This window comes from Embleya sp. NPDC059237, assembly GCF_042754105.1.
Lineage (GTDB): Bacteria > Actinomycetota > Actinomycetes > Streptomycetales > Streptomycetaceae > Embleya.
Window position 1 is genome coordinate 297,499 of the sequence record NZ_JBHZAE010000004.1, and the last position, 17,287, is coordinate 314,785.

General features: G+C 73.8%; 15 protein-coding genes. 10 read left to right on the forward strand and 5 right to left on the reverse strand.

Annotated features, from left to right (window positions below; translation table 11 throughout):
- The first annotated feature begins 68 nt into the window (after positions 1-68).
- Complete coding sequence (locus ACFXKZ_RS15370) at positions 69-1,571, forward strand: FUSC family protein (RefSeq protein WP_380000494.1); 1,503 nt, start codon at positions 69-71, stop codon at positions 1,569-1,571.
- A 9-nt stretch (positions 1,572-1,580) separates the two neighbouring features.
- A complete protein-coding gene (locus tag ACFXKZ_RS15375; protein WP_380000496.1) occupies positions 1,581-2,174 on the forward strand; it encodes a DUF1349 domain-containing protein in 594 nt (197 codons plus the stop codon).
- 103 nt (positions 2,175-2,277) lie between these two features.
- On the opposite strand, the gene ACFXKZ_RS15380 is transcribed toward ACFXKZ_RS15375, so the two are convergent.
- The 3 genes from ACFXKZ_RS15380 to ACFXKZ_RS15390 form a co-directional block, all read right to left on the reverse strand.
- Positions 2,278-2,490: a hypothetical protein gene (locus ACFXKZ_RS15380; RefSeq protein ID WP_380000498.1), complete on the reverse strand. Its 213-nt coding sequence runs from the start codon at positions 2,488-2,490 to the stop codon at positions 2,278-2,280.
- Between the two features lie 107 nt (positions 2,491-2,597).
- The gene (locus ACFXKZ_RS15385; RefSeq protein ID WP_380000500.1) at positions 2,598-3,230 is read right to left on the reverse strand and encodes a YigZ family protein; all 633 of its coding nucleotides are present in this window, start codon (positions 3,228-3,230) and stop codon (positions 2,598-2,600) included.
- Positions 3,231-3,317: 87 nt separating this feature from the next.
- Positions 3,318-4,211: a LysR substrate-binding domain-containing protein gene (locus ACFXKZ_RS15390; RefSeq protein WP_380000502.1), complete on the reverse strand. Its 894-nt coding sequence runs from the start codon at positions 4,209-4,211 to the stop codon at positions 3,318-3,320.
- Positions 4,212-4,363: 152 nt separating this feature from the next.
- Between ACFXKZ_RS15390 and ACFXKZ_RS15395 the strand changes: the two genes are divergently transcribed.
- Positions 4,364-5,596, forward strand: a complete 1,233-nt coding sequence (locus ACFXKZ_RS15395; RefSeq protein ID WP_380000504.1) for an MFS transporter — start codon at positions 4,364-4,366, stop codon at positions 5,594-5,596.
- Positions 5,597-5,673: 77 nt separating this feature from the next.
- Positions 5,674-6,084 carry a VOC family protein gene (locus ACFXKZ_RS15400; protein WP_380000506.1) on the forward strand — a complete coding sequence of 137 codons (411 nt, stop codon included), beginning with the start codon at positions 5,674-5,676 and terminating at the stop codon, positions 6,082-6,084.
- Between the two features lie 19 nt (positions 6,085-6,103).
- Here the strand turns inward: ACFXKZ_RS15400 and ACFXKZ_RS15405 are convergent, their stop codons facing one another.
- Entirely contained in the window at positions 6,104-6,790 is a 687-nt protein-coding gene (locus tag ACFXKZ_RS15405) for a helix-turn-helix domain-containing protein (RefSeq protein WP_380000508.1), read from the reverse strand.
- A 77-nt stretch (positions 6,791-6,867) separates the two neighbouring features.
- On the opposite strand from ACFXKZ_RS15405, the gene ACFXKZ_RS15410 reads away from it, so the two are divergent.
- Positions 6,868-7,161: a hypothetical protein gene (locus tag ACFXKZ_RS15410; protein ID WP_380000510.1), complete on the forward strand. Its 294-nt coding sequence runs from the start codon at positions 6,868-6,870 to the stop codon at positions 7,159-7,161.
- A 26-nt stretch (positions 7,162-7,187) separates the two neighbouring features.
- Here ACFXKZ_RS15410 and tsaD read toward each other — a convergent pair whose 3' ends face one another.
- Positions 7,188-8,264: a tRNA (adenosine(37)-N6)-threonylcarbamoyltransferase complex transferase subunit TsaD gene (gene tsaD / locus ACFXKZ_RS15415; protein ID WP_380000512.1), complete on the reverse strand. Its 1,077-nt coding sequence runs from the start codon at positions 8,262-8,264 to the stop codon at positions 7,188-7,190.
- 135 nt (positions 8,265-8,399) lie between these two features.
- Between tsaD and ACFXKZ_RS15420 the strand changes: the two genes are divergently transcribed.
- From ACFXKZ_RS15420 to ACFXKZ_RS15440, 5 genes are all read left to right on the forward strand, one after another.
- Entirely contained in the window at positions 8,400-10,682 is a 2,283-nt protein-coding gene (locus tag ACFXKZ_RS15420) for an ATP-binding cassette domain-containing protein (protein WP_380000514.1), read from the forward strand.
- Positions 10,683-10,787: 105 nt separating this feature from the next.
- The gene (locus ACFXKZ_RS15425) at positions 10,788-12,767 is read left to right on the forward strand and encodes a hypothetical protein (RefSeq protein ID WP_380000516.1); all 1,980 of its coding nucleotides are present in this window, start codon (positions 10,788-10,790) and stop codon (positions 12,765-12,767) included.
- Between the two features lie 123 nt (positions 12,768-12,890).
- Positions 12,891-13,673: a TetR/AcrR family transcriptional regulator gene (locus ACFXKZ_RS15430; protein WP_380000518.1), complete on the forward strand. Its 783-nt coding sequence runs from the start codon at positions 12,891-12,893 to the stop codon at positions 13,671-13,673.
- 5 nt (positions 13,674-13,678) lie between these two features.
- Entirely contained in the window at positions 13,679-16,450 is a 2,772-nt protein-coding gene (locus ACFXKZ_RS15435) for a DEAD/DEAH box helicase (protein WP_380001131.1), read from the forward strand.
- Positions 16,447-17,274 (forward strand): SWIM zinc finger family protein, encoded by an 828-nt coding sequence (locus ACFXKZ_RS15440; protein ID WP_380000520.1) that lies wholly within the window; start codon positions 16,447-16,449, stop codon positions 17,272-17,274. The genes ACFXKZ_RS15435 and ACFXKZ_RS15440 overlap by 4 nt, the downstream gene beginning before the upstream one ends.
- Positions 17,275-17,287: the final 13 nt, after the last annotated feature.

The window sequence follows — 17,287 nt, forward strand, 5'->3', positions numbered from 1 at the left end:
CTCCCGCTCCGGTCATATTGCCAAGCTATCACTTACCATTTACTAAGCTTGCGCTTACGATTTCCGCCATGGAATCGCCTCGCGCGACCACCGTCGCGATGGTTTCGGTGCTCGCCGCCTACGGCTCGGCCCTCCTCCTGCAACGCACCGCCCACCTACACGCCGACATCGTCGTCGCGACCGTGGTGATCGCGCTGACCCTGGCCCGCACCCAGCGCGACGCCGACCCGCTCGACCGCGCGCTCGCCTGCCTCGTCCTGCCCCCGGTCGCCATGCTCGCCGCCGAGATCGGCGCCCTGATCCCGCGTCATCCCGCCGTCGGCGGCACCCTGTTCGCACTCGCCATGGCAACCACCGTCGACCTGCGCCGCTTCGCCTCCCGGATCGCCGTCGCCGCAAATGTCGCGGCGCTGCCCCTGGTGGCGAGTCTGGTCCTGCCCGCCGTCGGCACCCGCCCCACCGATCACACGCACACCCTGTGGGTCGGCCTGAGCACCCTGGTCACCGCTGTCTGGGTCGGCGCGGTGCACCTGGCCATCCCCATCCCCGGCCCCGGCCCCGGCCCCAAGCCACGCCGAAACGGCACCCCCACCGGCACCCGGCGCCGCCTCCCCGCGAGTACGCGAATGGCCCTGCAGACCGGTCTCGCCCTCGGCGCGGCCTTCGCCCTCGGCCGCCTTCTCTGGCCCACGCACTGGTCCTGGGCCGTGCTCACCACCTACCTCGTCTGCGCCGGCACCCGCGGCCGCGGCGACGCGCTGCACCGGGGTCTGGTGCGCACCGTCGGCGCCGCGGCCGGCACCGCCTTCGCCGGCGTGCTCGGCGGCGCGTTCGCCGCCCACGACGCCGGCGCCGTACCGGTCATGTTCGCCCTGCTCGCCCTCGGCTCCTGGCTTCGCACGATCGACTACGCCTACTGGGCCGCCTGCGTGACCGCCGTACTGTCCCTGCTCTATGGCTACTTCGGCCAACCCGCCGGCGACCTGCTGGTGGATCGCCTCGCTGCAATCCTGCTCGGAGCCGCGCTCGGCGTGGCCGGCACCTGGCTGATCCTGCCGATCCGCACCGTCGACATCCTGCGCCGCCGGGTCGCCGACGCCCTGGCCGCACTCACCCCGCTCCTCGCCGGCCCCACCGGCGCACCGTCGTCCACCGACCACCCGGTGCACCGTTTCGACGCCGCCGTCGCCGCGCTGCATCCGCTCGAACCGGCCCTGCGCGCCCACCACCGACTGGTCCGCCGACACCGCCCGGGCCCGCACCCCGTCCAGGCGATCGACGCCGTACGCGCCTGCGTAGAACCGGCTCACCGCCTCGCCGAACCCGCCCCCGGACACACCCCGACAACCGAGGCCAGGACCGCCGTGGCGGCCAACATCGGCGCCGTGCGCCGCGCAATCGGCCGTCGACCCGGCACGCCGTACCGCCCGCTGCCCATCACCCACCGAACCCCGGGAAGCCCGCTCACCGACCTCGACACGGCACTTGCCGGCCTCGCCACGATCTTCCACCCGGCCGCACCGGAGCCGGGGGGCGAGTACCGGGACCGGTCCGGACCGGCGCCCGGATAGGGTCGGCGGATGCATTCCGTGGCGGTGGACTGGGACGACGCACACTGGCTCAACCCGCCGGCCGGCGCCGAGCGCGACGGCGACGCACTGGTGGTCACCCCGGTGCCGGGCGCCGACTTCTGGCGACAGACGTCCTACGGCTTCACCCGCGACACCGGGAGTGCGCTGCTCACCGACCTGCCGCCGGGCACGGCGGTGGAGGTCACCTTCGAGGCGGACTTCGACGAGCTCTACGACCAGGCCGGGGTGTTCGTCCGGGTGGACGAGCAAACCTGGGTCAAGGCGGGCGTCGAGGTCACCGACGGCGCGCTGCACGTCGGAGCCGTGGTCACGCGCGGTGTCTCCGACTGGTCGATCGCTCCGGTACCCGAGTGGGCCGGCGGCCCGATCACCGTCCGGGTCAGCCGAGCCGGCGACGCGCTCACCATCCGGGCACGGCACGGCGACGAGCCCTGGCGGACCATCCGACTCGCCCCACTGTCCCCGGACGCGTCGGCCGCTGCCGGGCCGTTCTGCTGCTCACCGGAGCGCGCGGGCCTGCGGGTGCGTTTCACCCGCTTCGTCCTCGGTCCCGCCGACGCGGGCCTGCACGAAAACCCCTGAAAAACCCCTGAAGCAGGCACCCTCGAAAAAGGCACCCGCGAAACAAGCGCCCCTGAAACAGGCACCTCTGAATCAACCACCCTCGAAGCCGGTCGGCGACCGCTCAGGTCTCGCCCGCCGGTGGAACGCTCACGCCATATTCCCGCGCCTCGTGCAGCGCGTCCTCCAGCTCGTCGAGCGCCGGCGGCAAGGCGTTCGTGTCGTGCGCGTCACTCGCCTCCGCCAGCACGGAACGGGCCCGGATCACCCGCTCGCGTACCGCCCGGACGACCTCGGCCTGGTCGATGGCCGACTTCTCGTCGTATCCAGCCGTCATCACTTCCTCATTTCCCGCAGCCCCCGCGCGAGTACCCGTACACCCATTGGTGTTCCGACCTGAGGCGGGTTTCAACCGGCATGGGGCGTACGGGCGCGAGAAGTACGTCAGGAATTGTTTGGGGAGGCGTCCACCTCGACGAACGTGCGCCCGGTCTCGCGGGCGCTCGCCCGGCCGCCGGTCAGGTCGGTCAACCGCGCCACGAAGCGGTCCCGATCCGGCTCCGGAACGCACACGTCGATCGCCACCTCGGCGCCGTAGCGGATGTCGCGCACCTCGTGGCCGAGCCCGCGCAGGTCGTTTTCCAGCCGCCCGGCGTGCGCGTGGTCGACATCCACGGTCAGCACCAGCATCGGGCGCAGCTCGACCACGCCGACCGCGTCCACCGCCTCGGTCACCGCCGAGCCGTAGGCGCGGATCAGGCCGCCGGCGCCGAGCATGATGCCGCCGAAGTACCGGGTCACCACCGCGACCGTCTCGGTCAGCTCGCGGCGCCGCAACACCTGGAGCATCGGCGCACCGGCCGTGCCCGACGGTTCGCCGTCGTCGTACGCCCTCTCCTGCCCGCCCGCGATCCAGGCGGAGCAGTTGTGCCGCGCGGACGCGTGCAGCGCCCGGCGGCGGGCCAGGAACGCCTGCGCCTGCGCGTCGTCGGACACCCGGGCGAGGGCGCACACGAAGCGGGAACGCCGAACCTCGACCTCGACCTCACCTTCGGACTTGATCGTGAGCAGCGGCATGACCGGGGCCTTCGGTACGGGATCGACGGACGCCCCCACGGTAGGGCCCGACGGCGCCGGACCCGGGCCCGGGCTCACCGTGCGCGGCTACGCCGGTACGATCTGCCGCCCCGAGGCGGCCACGAACGCGCGCAGCAGGGTGGTCTCGTCCCCGCGCCGCCAGGTGAGCGTCACCGCCGACTCGGTCAGCCCGGTCACCGGCACGAAGGCCACGTCGGGGCGGCCGTTGTACGCGGCGAACTGGGCGCAGAACAGCAGCACGCCGTGGTCGCCCGCGATCAGCGACAGCACCTCCTGGAGGGTGCCGGCGCCGGGTCCACGCGGGATCGGCCGCCCACCCGGGGTCACCGTCGGCGACTGCAGCTCACGCCAGGGCGCGGGCGCGGGTCCGGTGATCTCCACGAACACGCAGTCGGCCAGCTCCTCCGCGTCCACCCGCGCACGCCGCGCGAACGGGTGCCGCGTCGAGACGCCGAGCACCAGCGGGTCGGCGGCGATCACCGGGCCGGTGCGCAGCGTGGGATCGCCCACGGGCAGGGTCACGAAGGCGGCGTCGATCTCGCCGCGCAGCACCGGGCCGAACGGGTCCGACAGCGGCGTCTCGACCAGGTCGGCGCGGGCCTGCGGGTGCCGGGCGCGGAAGTCGCCGACCAGGTCGAGGAGGGCGCCGTACGGGGTGCCGACGAAGCCGATCCGCAGCACGCCCTCGATGCCCCGGGCGCGGGCCTTGGCCCGGTCGACCGCGCCGGTGAGAGTGACGTAGGCGGGTCGTACCTCGGCCAGGAACAGCTCGCCCTGCGAAGTGAGCCGGACCCGGCGACTGCTGCGCTCGAACAGTCGTGCGCCGATCCGGTCCTCCAGTTGCCGCAGCAACTGGCTGACCCGGGCCTGCGAGGTGTAGAGCCTGGCGGCGGTACGGGTGAAGTGCAGCTCCTCGCTCAGCACGACGAAGCACTCCAGCTCCCGGAACTCCACACTCATCCCGTTCCCCTCCCGCGCTCGGCCCCGGGCACCGGGCGCCGGGCCCGGGTGGGCCGTCTCCCACGTTCCGACCTGCGAGCATAAGCGGCCCCTATGCTCGCATGCGATCTTCGCCGTTGTTCGGGATCGGGGCCGTGTCCAGGGTGGAGGGCATGTCCGACCCGGTCGTCGACACCGACGCGCACCTGCCCGACCCTGCCCGATCCACTCCCGCCGATCCGGCGCCCGGGACCGCGTCGTTGCGTTCCTGGCTCGCCGTGGCGGCGATCGCCGTCGGCACCTTCGCGGTGGTCAGCACCGAGATGATGCCGGTCGGCCTGCTCACCCCGATCTCGCACGGCCTGCACGTCTCCGACGGCACCACTGGCCTGGCCATGACCCTGGCCGCCGTGGTCGCCGGGTTCGCCGCCCCGACGGTGTTGGTGGCCGCCGGGCGGGTGGATCGGCGGATCGTGCTCGCCGCGATGATGATCGTGCTGCTCGCCGCCAATACGATCGCCGCCCTCGCGCAGAACTTCGCCACGCTTTTGGTGGCTCGCGTCCTGGTCGGCGTCAGCATCGGCGGCTTCTGGGCGATCGGCGCGAGCCTGCCGGTACGACTGGTGCCGGCCGGTTCGGTCGGTCGGGCCTCGGCGGTGATCTTCGGCGGCGTGTCGGTGGCCTCGGTGGTCGGCGTGCCGGTGGGCACGATGATCGGCGAGTGGGCGGGCTGGCGGGCCGCCTTCGCCGCGATGGCCGGGCTCAGCGCGGCGGTGCTGGTCGCCCTGCTCGTCCTGCTCCCGCCGCTGCCCGCCGAACGGGCGGTGCGGCTGCGCGAGATCCCGGCGCTGCTGCGGCGCGGCGGGGTGGTGGCCGGCGCGTCGGCGCTGGTCCTGGTGATCGCCGGGCACTTCGGCGCGTACACCTACGTACGACCGGTCCTGGAGGAGTCGGCCGGCCTGGGACCGGGGCCGATCGGCGCGCTGCTGCTGGGCTACGGCGTGGCCGGGGTGGTCGGGAACGTACTGGCCGGGGCGTATTCCGCCCGCCCGCCGCACCGCACACTGGCCCTCGCGGCCGGGCTGCTCACCGCGGCGGTCGTGGTGCTCGCGGCGTCGGGGACGTGGACGCCGGGGACCGCGGCGGCGATGCTCGTGTGGGGGCTGGCGTACGGCGCGGTACCGGTCGCGTTGCAGGGGTGGATGTTGCGGGTGGCGCCGGACGCGCCCGAGGCGGGCTCGGCCGTCTTCGTCACCGGGTTCCAGCTGGCCATCTCGCTGGGTTCGCTGCTCGGCGGGGTCGCGGTGGACGCGGTGGCCACGTCGAGCGTGTTGTGGTTCGGCGCCGCCCTGGCCGCGGCGACCACGCTGCTCGCGCTGGTGTGGGGCCGGCGTGCCGGGCGCTGAGGTGGACCCGGGGCCATCCCGGCGACACGTCCGATTCGTTCAAGACCACGAGCGCCGCGGCCGGCTAGCGTGCGGGCATGACTTCTCCTACACCCCGCTTCCACTTCATCGGGCTCGTGGTCGCCGACATGGCCGCCTCGCTCGCGTTCTACCGGGCCCTGGGTCTGCCCGTCCCGGCCGACGCCGATGCCGAGCCGCATGTCGAAGTGCCGCTGCCGGACGGCCCGTTGCTGGTCCTCGACACGATCGCGACGGTCCGCTCGTTCGCCCCGGACTGGACCCCGCCCACGGGTGGCCACCGGGCCTCGCTGGCCTTCGCGTTCGCCGATCCGGCGGAGGTGGACAAGAAGTACGCCGAGCTGGTCGCGGCCGGGTTCACCGGATACCGGGCGCCGTGGGACGCGTTCTGGGGACAGCGGTACGCCGTCCTGCACGACCCGGACGGCAACGGCGTGGACCTGCTCGCCCCGCAGTCGCAGGCCGCGTAGCCCGGGCGGGGCCGCGCGCTCAGCCCAGCAGCGTGCGCAGCGGCACGCCCGCCAGCGCCTTGACGTCGCGGGCGAAGTGGGCCTGGTCGGCATAGCCGGTGCCCGCCGCGACCCGGGCCGGTGGCATTCCGGTGCGGGCCAGGTCGAGCGCCCGTTCCAGGCGCAACACCCGGGCCAGCGTCTTGGGCCCGTAGCCGAAGGCCGCCAGCGAGCGGCGGTGCAGTTGGCGCTCGCTCAGTCGCACGCCGGCGGCGACCGTCGCGACGTCGGCGCCGGCCCGCAACTCGCCGACCACGGTGCCGGCGAAGCGGGCCGCCTCGGGGTCGCGGTCGCGCAGCCGCGCGGCGGCCAGTTCCTCCAGGAACGCCGCCGGGTCGGGGGCGGCGGCGAGGCGTTCGCTCAGGATCCGCACGTCGCGCTCGCCCCACACGTCGGCCAGCGGGATCCGTCGATCGCGCAGCGCGTCGGCGGGCGTCCCGAGCAGCGCGGGCCCGACCCCGGGGGCGCAGCGCACCGCCGCGTAGCGCGCCCCGACCCGGTCCTCCACCACGTGGGCCAGCGTGTCGGGACCGGCCACGACCAGCTCGTCCCCGGACCAGATCAGGTCGATGCAGCCGTCCGGGAGTACCCGCGCGGATCCGTCCTCCTCGACGGTTCGGGTCCAGACGATCAGCGGAGCCAGGTGGGAACGACGTTCGACGTACACGGCCCCATTATCCCCGCGCCGCCGGAGGTACGGTTGAGCCGTCAAGCGGGCACGGCCTGAACAGGGCAGGGGTAGTCATGGGCAACGAACAACGGTCCGACCTCGAACCACAGCCGAACGACGAAGCACGACCCGGCACCGGACAACGGCCCGAAACCGAGCGAGGCCACGACCACCCGCAGCCGCCGACCGCGGCACGCACGGCGGCCGACCCGGACGCCGATCAGGCCGCCCGCGCCGCACGTTGGGGCCACCTGCCCGAGCGGGTGGCAGCAGCCGACCTGGTCGAGGAGAAGCCGGCCGACCCGCCCAACGACCCCGACTTCGGCCGCGACCCGGATCGCGACTGGCTCCTGCGCTACACCCCCTGACGAGGCGAGCGGCGGGCGGACGGGGACTACCCGGCCGCCCGCCGCGCCGTCGGCGCCGTCGGGTTCAGCGACGCGTATTCCAGCGGCGCCGACGGGTCGATCGAGACGTCGAGGGGGGCCGGGGCGACGCCGGCGCGGATCAACAGGTCGCCGACGGCCGCGATCATCGCGCCATTGTCGGTGCACAGGCGCGGCGGCGGCACCCGCAGTTCGATGCCCGCGGCGGCGCAGCGTTCCGCCGCGAGCGAGCGCACCCGGGAGTTGGCCGCGACACCGCCGACCACGACCAGGGTGCGTACGTCGTGGGCACGGCAGGCCGCGACCGCCTTGCGGGTCAGCACGTCGGCCACCGCCTCCTGGAGCGCGGCGGCGCCATCCGCGACCGGGAGTTCGGCGCCCTGCGCACGCACGCGCTCGGCCCAGCGGGCGGCGGCGGACTTCAGGCCGGAGAAGGAGAACGCGTACGGGTCGTCGCGCGGGCCGGTAAGTCCGCGAGGGAAGGCCACCGAGTCGGGGTCGCCGTCGCGCGCCGCCCGGTCGATGGCCGGACCGCCCGGGTAGGGCAGGCCGAACACTCGGGCCACCTTGTCGAAGCACTCCCCCGCCGCGTCGTCGAGAGTGTCGCCAAGGTGCACGATCGGGTCGCGGGCGAGGTCGCGCACCAGGAGCAGCGAGGTGTGTCCGCCGGAGACGATCAGCACCACGCTCGGGTCGGGCAGCGGCCCGTGTTCGAGGGTGTCGGCGGCGACGTGCCCGGCCAGGTGGTGCACCCCGTACAGGGGCACGTCCAGGGCGAGCGCGAAGCCCTTGGCGGCGGCCACGCCGACCTGGAGCGCGGTGGCCAGGCCCGGCCCGGTGGTCACCGCCACCGCGCCGATGTCGCCGCGCCGCAGCCCCGCCGACTCCAGCGCGGCCCGGACCGTCGGGGTCACCGCGTGCACGTGCGCACGGGCCGCGATCTCCGGCACCACGCCACCGAAGCGCACGTGTTCGGCGATGCTCGTGGACACGGCGTGGCCGAGCAGCCGGCCGTCGCGGACCAGACCGACCCCGGTCTCGTCGCAGGACGATTCGATGCCGAGGACGATGGGTGAGGCACTCATGCGCCGAGCCTAGTTGCCACCCACAGCTATTTGCACATCACCTGCAACAAACCGGCGGCGCTTCCCCGGGTCGGTCCGGGATCGCGCGCGAATCCTTGACAGCATCTGTCAGGGACCCCTTCATACCGTGGCGGCATGAACTACGACGACATCGTGATCACCGGCGCCCGGGAACACAACCTCAAAAATGTCTCGCTCCGCATCCCCAAGAACCGGATCGTGGTGTTCACCGGGGTCTCCGGGTCGGGCAAGTCGTCGATCGTGTTCGACACCATCGCCATCGAGTCGCAGCGGCAACTCGCCGAGACGTTCCCGGCGTTCGTCCGCAACCGGCTGCCCAAACACGAGCGGCCCCGGGCCGATTCGATCGAGCACCTGTCCACGGCGATCGTCGTCGACCAGCGCCCGATCGGCGGCAACTCCCGGTCGACGGTGGGCACCATGACCGACATCCATCCGCTGCTTCGGGTGTTGTTCTCCCGGCACGGCACCCCCTCGGCGGGGCCGGCCAACCACTATTCGTTCAACGCGCCCGGCGGCATGTGTCCGACCTGCGAGGGGCTCGGCCGGAGCGTACGGCTGGACCTGGACGCGCTGATCGATCCGTCGCGGTCGATCCGGGAGGGCGCGATCCGCCACCCCGCGTTCCCCGTCGGCGGCTGGCAGTGGCAGCTTTACTCGCACCACGGCCTGTACCCCACCGACGTCCCCGTGCGCGAGTTCACCGACGAGCAGTGGCGGTTGTTCCTGTACGGCACCGGCGCCAAGGTGGAGATCGTCAACAGCAACGGCCGGCACCACATCGACTACGAGGGTCTGGTCGACCGGTTCAATCGGCTCTATCTCAAGCGGGACACCTCGGCGCTGGCCGAGAAGAGCCGCGAGACGTTGGCCCGATTCGTCACCGAGGGCGCGTGTCCGGACTGCGCGGGGGCCAGGTTGAACGCGGCGGCGCGGGCGTCGCTGATCGAGGGGCGCTCGTTGCCGGACTACGCGGCGATGGAGATCGCCGACCTGGTGCCGGTGCTCACCGGGCTGAGCGATCCGGTCGCCCGTCGGGTGGCCGAGCCGGCCGCCGCCGCGTTGGAGCGGATCGTCGCGATCGGGCTCGGCTACCTGCACCTGGACCGGCCCACCTCGACGGTGTCCGGCGGTGAGGGGCAACGCCTGAAGATGGTGCGCCACCTCGGGTCGAGTCTGACCGGGATGACGTACATCTTCGACGAGCCGAGCGTGGGCCTGCATCCGCGCGACGTGGTCCGGCTGGGCGATCTGCTCACCCGGTTGCGGGACAAGGGCAATACGGTGCTCGTGGTCGAGCACGACCCGGACGTGATCGCGATCGCGGACCACGTGGTCGACGTCGGTCCCGGTGCGGGCGTACACGGCGGCACCGTGGTGTTCGAGGGCCCGTTCGCCGACCTGCGCACCGCCGACTCGCCGACCGGCAGGGCGCTGCGTCGGCCGGCCGCACTCAAGCCGATCGTGCGCACCGCGACCGGCGTGCTGCGCATCCGCGGCGCGAACCTGCACAACCTGCGCGACGTCGACGCGGACATCCCCACCGGCGTGCTCACCGTGGTCACCGGCGTCGCGGGCTCCGGCAAGAGCACGCTGATCTCGGACGTCCTGGTCGCCGCGCATCCGGAGGCGGTGGTGGTCGACCAGTCGGGCGTGGGCACCACCTCGCGCTCGACGCCGATCACCTACGTGGGTGTCCTCGACCGGCTGCGCCGGTTGTTCGCCAAGGCCAACGACGTGGACCCGGGGTGGTTCACCTTCAACTCGACCGGCGCGTGCCCCGAGTGCGAGGGGCGCGGCGTGGTCCGTACCGACATGGCGTTCATGGACCCGGTGACCACCCGCTGCGAGGTGTGCGAGGGACGGCGGTTCCGCAACGAGGTGTTGGCGTACACCCTGCGCGGCAAGTCGATCGTGGACGTGCTGGCGCTGACCGCGGACGAGGCGGTGCACTGGTTCGTCGAACCGGAGTTGCGTGCCCGGGTGACCACGCTGGTCGAGGTGGGACTCGGCTATCTGACGCTGGGCCAACCGCTGTCCTCGTTGTCCGGGGGCGAGGCGCAGCGACTCAAGCTGGCGAGCGAGCTGCACAAGACGGGCAGCGTGTACATCCTCGACGAGCCGACCACCGGCCTGCACATGTCCGACGTGGACACCCTGGTCGGACTGCTCGACCGGCTCGTGGACGCGGGCAACACGGTCGTGGTGGTCGAGCACAACCTGGACGTGATCCGGCGCGCCGACCATGTGCTCGACCTGGGTCCGGGCGGCGGCAAGCACGGCGGCACGGTCGTGTTCGAGGGCACCCCGGCCGAGTTGGTCAAGGCGGAGCATTCGGCGACGGGCGAGTTCCTGCGCGCGGCGCTCGCGTCCGCCGAGCGGGCGCGGGTGGGCTGACCCACGACCGGGGACGCGCGGGCCCGCGGGGTGGCGGGCCGCCGGGGGTGGCGGGGGTCGCGGGCCGCCGGAGTCGGCGTCGGGGCGACACGATAGGCATGTCGGATGGCACATACGACTGTCGACCCCCGTGACCAGTGGTTCTCCTCCGCGCTCGGCGGCCTCGTCACCGGCTCGGGCATGTGGTATCGCGAGATCCTGGCGGGCTTCACCCGAGTCGGCGGCTACCTCGGCGGCACCTGGTCCCCGCCCGCCGAGTCCGACGGGCCGGGCTGTGTCGGCGACGGGTCCTGGCCGGCGCTGATCGGCCGGATCGAGGCGGTCGCGCTGCGCGCGGCGGCACCGTCGACCAAACCCGAGCACCGCGAGGCGCTGCTCGCGCTGCTCGACCTGTGGGCGGACACGGTGTTCGCCGACCCGGCCGCGCGGATCCGCATCGGCAACGCACGCGCCGAGGCGACGGCGGTGCGCGACGACCGGGGGGCCACCATCGCGACCTCGTGGCCCCGGGACGGCCGCTGCGACGTGCTCCAGGTGTGGACCGGGGACGCGGCGCCGCCCGAGTTCGGCGGGCCGGTCGAGTGGGTAGACGCGCCGCGCGGCTGGGGCGACGCGGGGCAGTTGCGCCGGTTGGTCGAGACGGTGCGCGCCCGCGGGCCGATGCCGTGGCGTGCCGACGCGGGCGGCCGACTGGCCGAGGCGACCGGGGTCTCCCGGGCGGCGTCGGCGTTGCTGCTGACCGGCAACGCCGGGGGCATCAACACCGTGCCCCGGATGGAGCCGGACCAGCGCCGGGAGTTGGGCCTCGGCCCGGCCGAACTCGAAGCCGGTTTCGACGAGTTGCGCCGCCTCACCGAGACCGACCGCCTGGAGGTGTTCGCGGGCGTGCTCCCGGACGATCCGGCCGACCTGTGGGAGCCGACCGGCGCCGACGCACTCGCCGAGCGCATCGGTGCCGCGTGGGTGGCCCGGTTCGGGCGCACGACCCCGGTGCCGGAGGAGACACTGGCGGTGCTGGCCGAACTCGACCACGTCACGCTGCACACCCCCGCCGCCCACATCTGCGCCGCGTTCCTGGCCCCGGCCACCCACCCGCTGAGCAGCGTGGACCACGATCCCTGGTTGGCCGAGGGCGTCGGCGGGGTGTACTGCACCAGCGAGGGGCAGGGGGTGCGCTGGTTCGAGGAGTTCCTGAAGTCGCTCGCCGGCGCGCTGCCCGTGATCTACGCCGAGTTGCCCGCCGGGGACCCGGTCCGAGCCGGACTGCCCGCCCTGCTGGCCGAGTTGCGCGCCCGGTTCGATCATCCGGGCCTGCTCCTCGCCGCCGGCTACGCGGCGCGGACGTGCGACTCCGCGGACCGGCTGCGCGAGTTGTTCGGCGATCGCCCCTACGTCGGCCCGATCCCGCTCACCACGACGACCTTCGACGACGGCCTGACCATCGCCTCGATCGCCGAGCCCACCGACCGCCACCCCGACCCGAGGACCCGCCTGCACTTCCGACCCGCGTACTACACCGACGACGAACGTTCCACGCTGCTGCGCGAGGTGGCCTCCAGTGGCGCGTACGCCCGCGACGTGGTCGACCTGATCCGGGGCGACTGGAGCAGGCGGGTGGCGGAGCGCATCACGAGCGGCGCGCTGCCGGTCGGCGGGTACGAGTGCGACCCGGCCGTCGCCGCGCCCGAGACGGTGGCCCGGGTCGCCAAGGCGCTGTCGGTGGACACCGACGCGGCGGCCCTGTACCTGCAAATCCTCGTCCTCGAACGCCCGAGCGATCGCCGGGTGCGCCGCTGGAACGGCTGGAACACCGCACGCCACAAGCGGGCGGCCGGCGCGCTGGAGGCGGCCGGCGTGGTGGTCGCGGACAAGCGCGCACGGGCCGGGCGCGGCATCTTCCTCCCGGGCGACTGGGCCAGGGCAACGCACAAGTGGCTGTGGCCGATGGAGGTGTGGAAGGCGAAGCTGCTCGGCGTGCAGACGATCGGCGACCGGGTCTGGGGGCGGCACACCTGGCACCTGACCCTGCCCGAACTGTTCGCCCACGCGTGGGACGTCGTCGAGCGGGGTGACGGCCCGGCCTGACCCGGGTCGGGCAGCCGTCGACCGCACCGACCGCCGACCGAAAAGGGAACTCGGTACACTGTACGGAACCACTCCGCATAGCGTACGGTACGCCATACGGAGTTTCCGACGAAGGGCGTAGGAGTGGCACGGGAACGGGGTGGGCGCGCGGATCCCGCGCGGACGCTCGCGCTGTTGTGGCGTACGGGCGACGGGCCCACCCGGGGGCCGAAGCAGGGGCTGACCGTGGATCGTGTCGTCCGCGCCGCGATCGAGCTGGCCGACGCCGACGGGATCGACGCGTTGTCGATGCGCGCGGTCGCCGAACGCCTCGGCGTCGGCACCATGTCGCTCTACACCTACGTGCCGGGCAAGGCGGAGCTGCTGCACGTCATGTTCGACACCGTGCTCGGCGAGTGCGCCCTGCCCGATCCGACCGGGATCGGCTGGCGCGCGGCGCTCGAACAACGGGCCCGCGCCGACCGGGAGTTGGCCCGCCGGCATCCATGGGTGGTGCGCCTGTGGGGACCCGGCCTGCTGCTGATGGGCCCGCGACTGACCGCCCGGGCCGAGGCGGGGCTGCGCACGGTCGCCGACCTCGGGCTGTCCGACGCGGAGATGGCGCACGTCGTCGGCCTCGTCGACGGCTACGTGCGAGGCGTCGCCCAGGTGACCGTCGACGTCGGTCGGGACGCACTCGCCGGCGGCGCCGGCTACGACGACTGGTGGGCGGAGAGCACCCCCTACCTGGAGCAACTGATCCGGCCCACCCGCTTCCCCACCCTCACCCGGATCTGGGAGGGCGGCGTCTACGAGCAGGCCCCCGACGCGGGCTTCGAATTCGGCCTGCGCCTGGTCCTGGACGGCATCGAGAACCTGATCCGCTCGCGGCGCTCCCCCACCGCGTCCCCGGCACCCCAGGAGTAACGGACATCGCCACCCGCGCCCCGCACCCCCCGCTCGATCTGACCCGCCACGCGGCCACCTTCGCGCCCGCCGATCCGCCACGCGCCGGCACCGTCGCGTTCTGGCCGCACGAGGACGGCCCGGACACGATCACCGTGCTCGACGCCGACGGCGTGGCCCGCACCCATCCCGCCGTACGGCTGCCCGTCGCCGACGCGGTCCGGGTGCTCTCCCGGGCCCGGCGCGCCCCCGACGCGCATCCGGCCGCCGCGTTCTGGGGCGCGGCCACCGTGCTTGCCCTGCAACTGGTCGCGCGCGGGCGCATGTTGCCCGGACTCTCCGCCGCCGACCACGACGCGTGGCGGGCCGGTCCGCTGGACGTCGCCGACGTCGAGCGGGTGCGGGCGCTGGCCGACGCGATGCCCGGCGAGGCGCGGGCGATCCCGACCGACGGCGGCACCCTGCTCCCGGCGGCGACCCCGCTGGTCCGGGCCTTCCTGGACGCGGTCGCCGACACCATGCCGCGCACCGCCGCCGGGCCGCACGCGGGCGACGGCGCGTTCGCCGCTCCCGCCGCGCGGAAGTTGCCCGCGCTGCGCCCGTGGTCGGACCGGGTGGCCGCCGGGCACGACCGGGGTGTCCGGATCTCGCTGCGGCTGGAGAGCAACGACGTCGAGCGCGCGCCGTTCGTGGCGATCGTCCAGGCGCACTCGCTCGCCGACCCGACCGCCGTGGTCGACGCCGACACGCTGTGGACCGGCACCGACGCGCGCTTCGGCGAACGGGCCCGGCCCGACGTGCTGGTCGCGCTGCGCCGGGCGGCCCGGATCTGGCCCGCCCTGGAACCGCTGCTGACCGCGAGCGTCCCGGACCGCGTGGTGGTCGCCGACGACGACCTGGGCACCCTGCTCGGCGCCGCGACCGCCCGACTCGCCGCCGCCGGCGTCGAGGTGCACTGGCCCCGCGACCTGGTCCGCGATCTCACCGCCCGGGCCGTGATCGGCGCCCACGACCACGCGCCCCGGGACCTGCGCGCCTTTCTCGGCGGCGACACCCCGCTCGGCTTCGACTGGCAACTCGCGCTCGGCGGCGACACGTTGACCACCGCCGAACTGGACGCGCTGGCCGAGTCGCACCGCCCGGTGGTGCGCCTGCGCGACCGCTGGGTGCTGGTCGATCCCGCCCTGATGGCCAAGGCCCGCAATCGTTCGATCAAGCCGCTCACCCCGATCGAGGCCCTGACCGGCGCGCTGACCGGCGGCATCGAGGTGGCCGGCAAACGCATCGAGGTGGGCACCTCGGCATGGCTGGACGAGCTGCGCGCGCGGATCGCCGACCCGGACGGCGGCGGCGAGCCGATCGGCGCCCCCGCCGCGCTCGCCGCGACGCTGCGCGACTACCAGCTGCGCGGACTGCGCTGGCTGGACCGGATGACCTCGCTGGGCCTGGGCGGTTGCCTCGCCGACGACATGGGCCTGGGCAAGACGATCACCCTGATCGCGCTGCACCTGCACCGCGCGGCCGACGCCGAGGACCCGAACGGCGCCGCGCCGACCCTGGTGGTCTGTCCGGCGTCGCTGCTCGGCAACTGGGAGCGGGAGATCACCCGTTTCGCACCGGGCACCCCGGTGCGCCGCTTCCACGGCGGCGCCCGCAGCCTCGACGACCTCACCACCGGATTCGTCCTCACCACCTACGGCACGATGCGCCTGGACGCGGCCCGCCTGGCCGCCGTGCCGTGGGACCTGGTGGTCGCCGACGAGGCGCAACACGTCAAGAACCACACCTCCGCCACCGCCAAGGCGCTGCGCCGCATCCCGGCGCGGGCCAGGATCGCGCTCACCGGAACACCCGTGGAGAACCGGCTGACCGAGCTGTGGGCGATCCTGGACTGGACCACCCCGGGCCTGCTCGGTACCGCGAGCACGTTCCGCCGACGCTGGACCAAGCCGGTGGAGGCGGACCGCGACGGGCCCACCGCCGAGCGACTGGCCAGGCTGGTCGCGCCGTTCCTGCTCCGCCGCCGCAAGTCCGACCCGGGCATCGCGCCCGAGTTGCCGGCCAAGACCGAGACCGACCAGCCGGTGGCGCTCACCCGCGAGCAGGTCGGACTGTACGAGGCGGCGGTGCGCGAGGCGATGGCCGAACTCGACGCGGCCGGCTCCGACATGGCCCGGCGCGGGCGCATCGTCAAGCTGCTCACCGGCCTCAAGCAGATCTGCAACCACCCGGCGCAATATCTGAAGGAGCCCGAGCCCCGGCTCGCGGGCCGCTCCGGCAAACTCGAACTGCTCGACGAGTTGCTGGACACCATCCTGGCCGAGGACGGCTCGGTGCTGGTGTTCACCCAGTACGTGGCCATGGCCCGACTGCTGCGCACCCACCTGACCGCCCGCGGCATCGGCAACCAACTCCTGCACGGCGGCACCTCGGTGGCCCGCCGCGACGCGCTGGTCACCCGTTTCCAGGAAGGCGCGGTCCCGGTCTTCCTGCTCTCGCTCAAGGCCGCGGGCACCGGGCTCAACCTCACCCGCGCCGACCACGTGGTGCACTACGACCGCTGGTGGAACCCCGCCGTGGAGGAGCAGGCCACCGACCGGGCGTACCGGATCGGGCAGACCCGACCCGTGCAGGTGCACCGGTTCATCGCCGAGGGCACCATCGAGGACCGGATCGCCGAGATGTTGCGGGACAAGCGCGCGCTCGCCGACTCCGTGCTCGCCCACGGCGAGACCGCGCTGACCGAACTCTCCGACACCGAACTCGCCGACCTGGTCCAGTTGAGGAGTGCCCGATGACCGCCGCCGCGTCGGCCCGCGCCTTTCCCGCCTTCGCCCCGCGCCGCGCCCACGGCCTCGCGGGTCGGACCTGGTGGGGCCGCGCCTGGACGGAAGCCCTCGAACACGCCGCGCTGGACGGCCGGCCGCTGCGCAACGGCCGCGCATACGCCGCCTCCGGCCGGGTCGGGCCGATCACGATCGCACCGGGCCGGATCACCGCGCGCGTGTCCGACGCCGACGGCACGTCGTACCGCACCGAGGTGCGGATCGAGCCGCTGGACGACGCGCGCTGGGAGCGCCTGCTCGACCAGGTGGCCGCCGAGGCGGGGCACCTGGCCGCGCTCCTGGAGCGGGAGTTGCCACGCGAGCTGGTGGCCGCCGCCGCGGACGCGGACGTGTCCCTGCTGCCGGGCATGGACGAGCTGGATCACGAATGCGACTGTCCCGACTGGGAGTTGCCGTGTCGACACGGCGCCGCACTGGGCTATCAGACGGCCTGGCTGCTGGACGCGGACCCGTTCGTGTTGTTGCTGATGCGCGGCCGGGACGAACCGGCCGTGCTGGAGCGGTTGCGCACGCGGCAGCCGCGTCCCACCACGAAACCGGGCGACGCGGCCGGGATCGACGCGCGCGCGGCGTATCGTGCGGTCGACGCCCTGCCGACCGACCCGCCGCCGGTGCACGAACCCGCCGCGCCGCTGCGCGTCGCCCCCGCCCCGGGCATCCCGGCCGGCGAGTTGGAACGACTGGCCGCGGCGGCGGCGCGGCGGGCCCGGGAACTGCTCGCGGAGCGGGACGAGGCCACCGTCCGAAATCCGCCGGCGGAAGAGATAACCCGATGATCGTGCGGGGGTT